This window comes from Streptomyces sp. NPDC089919 (assembly GCF_040684615.1).
In the GTDB taxonomy this organism is placed as follows: Bacteria; Actinomycetota; Actinomycetes; order Streptomycetales; family Streptomycetaceae; genus Streptomyces.
In genome coordinates this window covers 1-6,435 of record NZ_JBFBGK010000192.1, presented here as the reverse complement: position 1 = coordinate 6,435, position 6,435 = coordinate 1, and the positions used below count along the sequence as shown (strand labels likewise).

The following is a 6,435-nucleotide window of genomic DNA, read 5'->3' as shown; positions in this document are numbered from 1 at the left end:
GCCGCGGGGCGCGGGGGGCCCCCCCCCCCCCTTTGGGGTCGCGCGCCGACCCCCCCCCCCCCCCACTCCCGTACCGAAGGACCACTGATGACCCGCGTGATCGCCGGAGTGGCCGGCGGCCGCCGACTGGCCGTCCCGCCCGGCACCGGCACCCGCCCCACCTCCGACCGGGCGCGCGAGGGCCTGTTCTCCACCTGGGAGTCCCTGCACGGCACGGCCGGCGCGCGGGTGCTGGACCTGTACGGCGGCTCGGGCGCGGTGGGCCTGGAAGCCCTCTCCCGGGGCGCCTCGCACGCCCTGCTCGTCGAGGCCGACGCCAGGGCCGGCCAGACCATCCGGGAGAACATCCGCAGCCTGGGCCTGCCCGGCGCCGAGTTCCGGGCCGGCAAGGCCGAGCAGGTCGTGGCGGGGCCGGCGCCCGCCGAGCCGTACGACATCGTCTTCCTCGACCCGCCCTACGCCGTGACCGACGCCGATCTTGGCGAGATCCTGCTCACACTCCGGGCCCAGGGCTGGCTCACCGAGGATGCGATGGTCACCGTGGAACGCAGTACGCGAGGCGGGGCGTTCCCGTGGCCGGACGGCTTCGAGCCGCTGCGGTCGCGGCGCTACGGCGAGGGCACCCTCTGGTACGGCCGCGCCGCCTCGACCAGCGAAGACTCATGATGACCGGGCCAAAGAGCGAGGGAGTTCGCGTGCGCCGCGCCGTCTGTCCGGGGTCCTTCGACCCCGTCACCAACGGACATCTCGACATCATCGGACGTGCCTCCAAGCTGTACGACGTCGTACACGTGGCCGTGATGATCAACCAGTCCAAGAAGGGCCTCTTCACCATCGAGGAGCGGATCGAACTGATCCGCGAGGCCACCGCCGACTACGGCAACGTCGAGGTCGAGTCCTTCCACGGCCTGCTGGTCGACTTCTGCAAGCAGCGGGACATCCCGGCGATCGTCAAGGGCCTGCGCGCGGTCAGCGACTTCGACTACGAACTGCAGATGGCCCAGATGAACAACGGCCTCACCGGCGTCGAGACGCTGTTCGTGCCGACCAACCCGACGTACAGCTTCCTGTCCTCCTCCCTGGTCAAGGAGGTCGCCACCTGGGGCGGGGACGTCTCGCACCTGCTGCCGCCGACCGTGCACGCCGCCCTGGTGGAACGGCTCGGGCAGCGCTGAGCCGGGCCCGGGGCGGCCCCCGGGCCCGCCCCGGACGGTGCCGGCCGGGTCCGGGTGGCCGTACAGTCGTCCCGTCCGTCGCGGAACAGCCGAGAGAGTGCGAGCACAGGTGGACGTGCAGAAGAAGCTCGACGAGATCGTCGAGACCGTGGCCGGCGCCCGGTCCATGCCCATGTCGGCCTCGTGCGTGGTCAACCGCGCCGAGCTGCTCGCCCTGCTCGAAGAGGTGCGTCAGGCCCTGCCCGGCTCCCTCGAGCAGGCCCGGGAACTGATCGGCGGCCGGGACCAGCTGGTCCACCAGGCCCGCCAGGAGGCCGAGCGGATCATCGAGTCCGCCCACGTCCAGCGCGGCACCCTGATCTCGGACACCGAGGTCGCCCGGCGCTCCCAGGACGAGGCGGACCGGATCGTCGCCGACGCCCGCCGCGAGGCGGAGGAGATCCGCGCCGAGGCCGACGACTACGTCGACAGCAAGCTCGCCAACTTCGAGGTGGTCCTCACCAAGACCATCGGCTCGGTGGACCGCGGCCGCGAGAAGCTGCTGGGCCGCGGCCCGGGCGTCGACGAGTCGGGCTACCCGGACCTGGACGCGCCGGAGCGCAGCCAGGACCCCGAGACCCTGCGCCGGCAGGCCGACGAGTACGTGGACAACAAGCTCGGCGCCTTCGAGGCGGTGCTCGGCAAGACCCTGGAGGCGGTCGGCCGGGGCCGCCAGAAGCTGATCGGCCGGGTCGCCACCGACGACCTGGGCGAGCACATCGCCGCCCAGGACGCGGCCGAGGGCCGGCAGGCCACCAGCGACGCGGACTTCCTCGCGGGGCTGGCCGAGCCGGTGGCCCAGATCCCGGCACAGGCCGCCCCCGAGCAGGCCTACCCGCACCAGCCGGACCCGTACGCCGACGCGGGCGCCGCCGTGGACGCCACCGGCGGCTACCCGGCGTACCAGGGCCAGGACGGGTACTCGTACCAGCAGCAACAGCCGGACCCGTACCAGCAGTACCAGCAGCAGCCGGACCCCTACGGCTACCAGCCGGACCCGTACGCCTACCAGCAGCCCCAGGAGGCCGCGCAGGCGCACCAGGGGCACCAGGAGCACGGCCGGCCGGCCCCCGCGCTCGACGAGACCAGCCTCTTCGACACGAGCATGATCGACATGAACCAGTTCCGTCAGTACGAGCAGGGTCGCTGACCTGGGGCGACCGGCCGGTTTGGGATAGCCGCGGAGCGGCGGGTATCCTGGCTCTTCGGTCGCCCGTATGCGATGCGATCACTGCTGCCCTGAGAGGACCCCACGGGTCCGCGGGACGGCATCCCCCCAGCTAGTCCGAAAGCAGGAACGGCCCTGAGCACCCGCCTCGACCACCGCAACCCCCTCGTGTTCGACACGCGCGAGCTGGGCCGGCGTCCTGGTGCCCAGCAGAAGGTGTCCCGGACCGTTCCCGCTCCCGAGGACCTCGGCCTCGCCGGCGTCATCTCGGTGCCCCAGGGCGCCGACATGCAGCTCGGCCTGCGCCTCGAGTCGGTCATGGAAGGGGTCCTTGTCACAGGGATCTCCGTGGCTAAGGCCGTGGGGGAGTGCGTAAGGTGTCTGGAGCCGCTCGAGCTCACGCTCAACGCGCGCTTCCAGGAACTGTTCTCGTACCCTGACGCCGATGCCCGGGGCCGCCTCAAGGCGGAGCCGGACGACGACGCTGAGGACGACGAGGACAGGTACTTCATCGAGGACGACTTGTTCGACCTCGAGCCCGTGCTGCGGGACGCGGTGGTGCTCGCACTGCCGCCGCAGCCGGTGTGCCGGGAGAACTGTCTCGGACTGTGCCCCGAATGCGGGCTCAGCCTGAACGACGACCCCGACCACCACCATGAGGCCGTCGACATCCGTTGGGCGGCACTGCAGGGACTCGTCGCGACCGATCAGGACGGCGAGAAGGACAACATGAGCGGCGCCGCGGATGGCGTCGACGAGAAGCAGGAGAAGTAGCCGTGGCTGTTCCGAAGCGGAAGATGTCGCGCAGCAACACGCGCCACCGCCGGTCGCAGTGGAAGGCTGCGGTCGTCCCCCTGGTTTCGTGTGAGCGTTGCCAGGAGCCGAAGCAGCAGCACATCGCGTGCCCGAGCTGCGGCACCTACAACAAGCGCCAGGTCCTCGAGGTCTGAGCGGCTGGTGAGAGGCGCAATGTCTGAGCTTGCCAGCGGTAAGAAGCAGGCAGACAACAGCAACGCGGCCTCGTCCCACACGCTTCTGGAAGGGCGGCTCGGGTACCACCTCGAGTCCGCCCTTCTGGTGCGTGCGCTGACCCACCGTTCGTACGCGTACGAGAACGGCGGTCTGCCCACCAACGAGCGGCTGGAGTTCCTCGGGGACTCCGTGCTCGGCCTGGTGGTCACGGACACGCTGTACCGCACCCACCCCGACCTGCCCGAAGGCCAGCTGGCCAAGTTGCGGGCCGCGGTGGTCAACTCGCGTGCACTGGCGGAGGTCGGCCGTGGCCTCGAACTCGGCTCCTTCATCCGGCTCGGCCGGGGCGAAGAGGGCACGGGTGGCCGGGACAAGGCCTCGATCCTCGCCGACACCCTTGAAGCGGTGATCGGCGCCGTCTACCTCGACCAGGGCCTCGATGCGGCCTCGGAGCTGGTCCACCGGCTCTTCGACCCGCTGATCGAGAAGTCCTCGAACCTCGGTGCCGGACTGGACTGGAAGACCAGCCTCCAGGAACTCACCGCGGCCGAGGGCCTGGGCGTGCCGGAGTACCTCGTCTCTGAGACGGGTCCCGACCACGAGAAGACCTTCACTGCTGCCGCCCGCGTCGGTGGTGTCTCGTACGGCACCGGCACCGGCCGCAGCAAGAAGGAAGCGGAGCAGCAGGCCGCGGAATCCGCCTGGCGCGCGATTCGCGCGGCGGCGGACGAGCGGATCGCGGCGGAAGCCGCGGCGGCCGCGGCCGTTGCGGCTCCGGTCGTGCAGACCGATGGCGGGGCGCCGACGCCCGCTGCGGACTCGACTGCCGGCTGAAGCTTCCTTCTCCCGCACGAGACGGATCGCCCGGCCCCTTCCAGGGGCCGGGCGATCCGCGTTCGCGGCCGGCGGTAGGCTCGGTCCCGAGATCCGCGCCCGTCCGTCCGGAGGAAACCGTGCCCGAGCTGCCCGAGGTCGAAGTCGTCCGGCGGGGGCTGGAGCGCTGGGTCGCCGGGCGCCGGATCGAGTCCGTCGAGGTGCTGCACCCGCGCGCGGTGCGGCGGCACCCGGCCGGCGGGGCCGACTTCGCCGCCCGGCTGACGGGCGAGACCGTCGGGGCGCCGATGCGCCGCGGCAAGTACCTGTGGCTGCCGCTGGCGGGCCGCGACCTGTCGGTCCTGGGCCACCTGGGGATGAGCGGGCAGCTGCTCGTGCAGCCCTGCGACGCCCCCGACGAGAAGCACCTGCGGATCCGGCTGCGGTTCGCCGACGCGCAGGGCACCGAGCTGCGCTTCGTGGACCAGCGGACCTTCGGCGGGCTGTCGCTGCACGAGAACACCCCGGAGGGGCTGCCGGACGTCATCGCGCACATCGCGCGGGACCCGCTCGACCCGCTGTTCGACGAGGGCGCCTACCACCTGGCCCTGCGGGCCAAGCGCAGCACGGTCAAGCGGGCCCTGCTCGACCAGTCGCTGATCAGCGGGGTGGGCAACATCTACGCCGACGAGGCGCTGTGGCGCGCCCGGCTCCACTACGAGCGCCCCACGGCCGGGCTGACCCGGCCGCGCAGCGCCGAACTGCTCGGCCACGTCCGGGACGTGATGAACGCCGCGCTGGCCGTCGGCGGCACCAGCTTCGACAGCCTCTACGTGAACGTCAACGGCGAGTCCGGCTACTTCGACCGGTCGCTGGACGCCTACGGCCGGGAGGACGAGCCCTGCCGCCGCTGCGGCACCGCGATCCGGCGCCGGCCGTGGATGAACCGGTCGAGCTACTTCTGCCCGCGCTGCCAGCGGGCCCCGCGCGCGCTCTGAGCGCGCGGGCCGCCCGGCCCGGCCGGGGCCCGGCGGGTCAGACCCGCTCGGCGTCGTACTGCTCGCGGGCCGCGAGGACCTTGGGCATGTCCGCCTCCACGAGGTGGATCAGCGCCAGCAGCCGCTCGGCGACCTCCCGGCCCAGCGGGGTCAGCTCGTAGTCGACCCGGGGCGGGTTGGTGGGCTGGGCCTCGCGGTGCACGATGCCGTCCCGCTCGAGGGCGTGCAGCGTCTGGGACAGCATCTTCTCGCTCACGCCGTCGACCCGGCGGCGCAGCTCGTTGAACCGCCGGGCGCCGTCGTACAGGGCGGTGACGGTCAGCGTCCCCCAGCGTCCGGTGACGTGCCCGAGGGTTTCCCGGGACGGGCACGCGCGGGCGAAGACGTCGAACGCCAGGTCGTCGGTGTGGGTCTGCACGCTCTCCATGCAGTCAGGGTACTCCGGCATGCCCTCTTCGGGTAAGCGCTGATGGATTGACCGCGCTGTCACATAGTGGGCGCTACCGACTGGGTTGCGCTTTCAAAAAGTAAGTGCTTTCCTTGGTGCAGCGCACACCACTGGAGGAATCGCCGTGAGCAGCAACCACACCCCCGTCGTCTCGATCGCCTACCACTCGGGCTACGGGCACACCGCCCTGGTCGCCGAAGCAGTCAAGGCCGGCGCGGCCGACGCCGGGGCCACCGTGCACCTGATCAAGGTCGACGAGATCGACGACGCCCAGTGGGCGCTCCTGGACGCCTCGGACGCGATCGTCTTCGGCTCCCCGACCTACATGGGCACCGCGTCCGGCGCCTTCCACGTCTTCGCCGAGGCCACCTCGAAGCGCTGGTTCACCGACCAGTGGCAGGACAAGCTGGCGGCCGGCTTCACCAACTCCGGCTCCAAGAGCGGCGACAAGCTGCACACCCTCCAGTACTTCCAGACGCTGGCCGCCCAGCACGGCATGCACTGGGTCAACCTGGGCCTGAAGCCGGGCTGGAACTCCACCACCGGCTCCGAGAACGACCTCAACCGCCTCGGCTTCTTCTCCGGCGCGGGTGCCCAGACCAACTCCGACGAGGGCCCCGAGGGCGTCCACAAGGCCGACCTCGCGACCGCCGAGCACCTGGGCCGCCGGGTCACCGAGGCCGCCCGGGTCTTCGTCGCCGGCCGGCTGGCCGTCGCCGCCTGAGGCACACCCGCAGTACTTTTGAGCTCTTCACGTCAAGGAGGACGAATGACGGGGCTCTTCACCCCTCACGAGCAAGCCGCCGGGCTCGCCGCAGCAGT

General features: G+C 71.5%; 9 protein-coding genes. 8 read left to right on the top strand and 1 reads right to left on the bottom strand.

From position 1 onward, the window contains the following. Positions 1-87: 87 nt before the first annotated feature. From rsmD to mutM, 7 genes are all read left to right on the top strand, one after another. On the top strand, positions 88-666 hold the full coding sequence (gene rsmD / locus AB0O40_RS37190) for a 16S rRNA (guanine(966)-N(2))-methyltransferase RsmD (protein ID WP_365050592.1): 579 nt from the start codon (positions 88-90) through the stop codon (positions 664-666). 29 nt (positions 667-695) lie between these two features. Further along, positions 696-1,175 carry a pantetheine-phosphate adenylyltransferase gene (gene coaD / locus AB0O40_RS37185; RefSeq protein WP_365050590.1) on the top strand — a complete coding sequence of 160 codons (480 nt, stop codon included), beginning with the start codon at positions 696-698 and terminating at the stop codon, positions 1,173-1,175. Positions 1,176-1,284: 109 nt separating this feature from the next. After that, positions 1,285-2,364 carry a cell division initiation protein gene (locus AB0O40_RS37180; protein WP_365050596.1) on the top strand — a complete coding sequence of 360 codons (1,080 nt, stop codon included), beginning with the start codon at positions 1,285-1,287 and terminating at the stop codon, positions 2,362-2,364. 153 nt (positions 2,365-2,517) lie between these two features. Continuing rightward, positions 2,518-3,156, top strand: coding sequence for a DUF177 domain-containing protein (locus AB0O40_RS37175; RefSeq protein ID WP_365050594.1), 639 nt, complete (start codon positions 2,518-2,520; stop codon positions 3,154-3,156). A gap of 2 nt (positions 3,157-3,158) precedes the next feature. Beyond that, positions 3,159-3,332 carry a 50S ribosomal protein L32 gene (gene rpmF, locus AB0O40_RS37170; RefSeq protein WP_365050588.1) on the top strand — a complete coding sequence of 58 codons (174 nt, stop codon included), beginning with the start codon at positions 3,159-3,161 and terminating at the stop codon, positions 3,330-3,332. 19 nt (positions 3,333-3,351) lie between these two features. Beyond that, the gene (rnc, locus tag AB0O40_RS37165; protein ID WP_365050586.1) at positions 3,352-4,188 is read left to right on the top strand and encodes a ribonuclease III; all 837 of its coding nucleotides are present in this window, start codon (positions 3,352-3,354) and stop codon (positions 4,186-4,188) included. A 119-nt stretch (positions 4,189-4,307) separates the two neighbouring features. Next, a complete protein-coding gene (gene mutM / locus AB0O40_RS37160) occupies positions 4,308-5,165 on the top strand; it encodes a bifunctional DNA-formamidopyrimidine glycosylase/DNA-(apurinic or apyrimidinic site) lyase (RefSeq protein ID WP_365050584.1) in 858 nt (285 codons plus the stop codon). A gap of 37 nt (positions 5,166-5,202) precedes the next feature. Here the strand turns inward: mutM and AB0O40_RS37155 are convergent, their stop codons facing one another. Beyond that, the gene (locus tag AB0O40_RS37155) at positions 5,203-5,592 is read right to left on the bottom strand and encodes a helix-turn-helix domain-containing protein (RefSeq protein WP_365050582.1); all 390 of its coding nucleotides are present in this window, start codon (positions 5,590-5,592) and stop codon (positions 5,203-5,205) included. Positions 5,593-5,737: 145 nt separating this feature from the next. On the opposite strand from AB0O40_RS37155, the gene AB0O40_RS37150 reads away from it, so the two are divergent. Beyond that, a complete protein-coding gene (locus tag AB0O40_RS37150) occupies positions 5,738-6,337 on the top strand; it encodes a flavodoxin family protein (RefSeq protein WP_365050580.1) in 600 nt (199 codons plus the stop codon). Positions 6,338-6,435 lie beyond the last annotated feature (98 nt).

Excerpts from the sequence above, each read along its gene's own strand:
- AB0O40_RS37155 (WP_365050582.1), bottom strand. The coding sequence starts at position 5,592 with ATGGAGAGCGTGCAGACCCACACCGACGACCTGGCGTTCGACGTCTTC.
- rnc (WP_365050586.1), top strand. The coding sequence starts at position 3,352 with ATGTCTGAGCTTGCCAGCGGTAAGAAGCAGGCAGACAACAGCAACGCG.
- rsmD (WP_365050592.1), top strand. The coding sequence starts at position 88 with ATGACCCGCGTGATCGCCGGAGTGGCCGGCGGCCGCCGACTGGCCGTC.